Annotated in this window: 1 protein-coding gene and 1 pseudogene; one reads left to right on the top strand and one right to left on the bottom strand. The window is 77.1% G+C overall.

Going from position 1 to position 2083, the window contains the following annotated elements; genetic code table 11:
• Positions 1 to 1303 (bottom strand): serine/threonine-protein kinase (locus tag ACOV8S_RS23910; RefSeq protein ID WP_448320439.1); only part of this gene is annotated, 1303 nt, incomplete at its 3' end.
• 534 nt (positions 1304 to 1837) lie between these two features.
• On the opposite strand from ACOV8S_RS23910, the pseudogene ACOV8S_RS23905 reads away from it, so the two are divergent.
• Positions 1838 to 2083, top strand: a pseudogene (locus ACOV8S_RS23905) (aminoglycoside phosphotransferase family protein); the annotation flags it as partial.

Genomic DNA, 2083 nt, shown 5'->3' with positions numbered 1-2083 from the left:
GACCGGCCGTGGCCGAGGGCGGAGCCGCGGCCCCGGAGTCGTCCGACGGCCCCTGGCACCCCTGCACCGTCGCGATGCCCAGCGCCGCCAGCAGCGTCACCACCACGAACACGGTCAGCCGCTGCCGCAGCAGCCGCGGATTGGCCGGCCGCAGCTTCGTCCCGCTGCGTGAGCCGCCCGTGCCCGTCCCGGACGCCGTGCGACCGCCCCGCGAGGAGGGGGCCGCCCCCTTGCGGCCCGGCCGGCTCCCCCCGGTGGAGGGAGGACGCCGTCGCGCCGGCGTGGGGGAGGCGGAGGATCGCCGCGCCGCGGCCGCGGAGGGCGAACCCGCGCCTCCCGAGGACCGCACCGGCGTCCGACCCGCCGGGGCGGACGCCGACCCCCGCGGCACCGGCGTCCGCACCGTCGCGGCCGCGGCCGAACCGCCCGCGCCGTCGTCCCGCCCGGCGGACCGTGCCTCGCCCAGTCCCAGCCCCTGCGCCTCCCGCGCAGCGATCTCCTTCAGCCGCAGCGACAGCTGCAGCGTCGTCGGCCGCTGCTCGGGGTCCTTGGCCAGACAGGCCCGCACCAGCGGTGCCAGCGCCCCCGGCACACCCCGCAGCTGCGGCTCCTCGTGGACCACGCGGTACAGCATCACCTCGGAGCTGCCGTGGCCGAACGGCGAGTCGCCCGTCGACGCGTACGCCAGCGTGGCGCCCAGCGCGAACACGTCGGTGGCCGGCGTCACCGCCGCCCCCCGCACCTGCTCGGGAGCGAGGAAGCCGGGAGAACCCACCGCCGTGCCGACGTGGGTGAGCGTGGACGCACCCGTCGCCCAGGCGATGCCGAAGTCGATGATCCGGGGGCCCTTGGGGGACAGCAGGATGTTGGACGGCTTGAGGTCCCGGTGGACCACCCCGGCCTCGTGCACCGCGACCAGGCCCTCGGAGAGCGCCGCGCCGACCGCCGCGACCTCCGCCGCCGGCAGCGGACCCTCCTCGGCGACCCGGTCGTGCAGCGACGGGCCCGGCACGTACTGCGTGGCGAACCACGGCCGCTCGGCCTCCAGATCCGCCGCCACCAGCCGCGCCGTGCAGCCGCCCCGGATGCGCCGCGCCGCCGACACCTCGCGGGCGAAACGCGACCGGAACTCCTGGTCCTCGGCCAGGTCCGGCCGGATCACCTTGAGCGCGACCCGCTGGCCCCGCCGGTCGGAGCCCAGGTAGACCACGCCCATCCCGCCCGCGCCGAGCCGCCGGTGCAGCCTGAACGAGCCGACGACGCGCGGGTCCTCGCGCCTGAGGCGCATCATCGCCATGTTCATCCCCGCTGCCCGGTCCGTCTGACGAGCCAACAGCTTACGTTTCCCGGCCGCGCCGCGCGTTCAGGCCGCGCCCGCTCACCCCTGCGCGAACGCGTTTGCGGGCTCGCGGCTGCCAAGATGCCGCCGCCGTAAGGGGTTTGGCGACGGTACCGCCGCGTGAGCCACGTCACCAGCCGCCGCGTGCGGAGCGAAGCTCCGGCCTCCGCTTCTCCACCCTGGGAAGTAGCCGCGGCGGCCCGGTTCATCCGAGGGCATGACGCCGCGGACGCGATCCTGCGCGAGGATTCCTCATGTGGCCACGCAGACGTCGTCCGAGGGCGTGGTGCCGGGGCGCCGAGCGCGCCCCGGGCCCGGAAGAGCGGTCCGGGTGGGGACATCGGCCCGAACGAACCCCGTGGGGACGGGGGTACGACGGACGGCACCACCACGCCGGCGCGGCGCGTTCGCCGCGTCGGCGTGGGGTTTTCCCAGGCCTCGTCGGGCCGCATCGCCTTCGTCCACACCGTGATCCACTGCCCGCGTACGCTCACCGCCATGCCGGCAGACCTCCACGCACACGCCCGCGCCGCGGCCCACCCCGCCGCCGAGCCCTGCCCGGGGTGCGCCACCGGCACCCTGGCCGACCGCCCGGACGCCACCGTCGTCCGTCATCACCGCACCGTCGCCAAGGCCCACGCGCCCGGCACCGACCCGGCCGCGCTGAGTGCCCGCGTCGCGGTGGCCGCCGCCCTGCCGGGGATCCTGCTGCCGCCCCTGGACCCGTCCCCCGTCCCCCTGGAC

Source organism: Streptomyces sp. CO7, from assembly GCF_053474865.1.
Note: the sequence above shows the minus strand (reverse complement) of the source record. Positions and strands in the feature narration are given on the sequence as shown.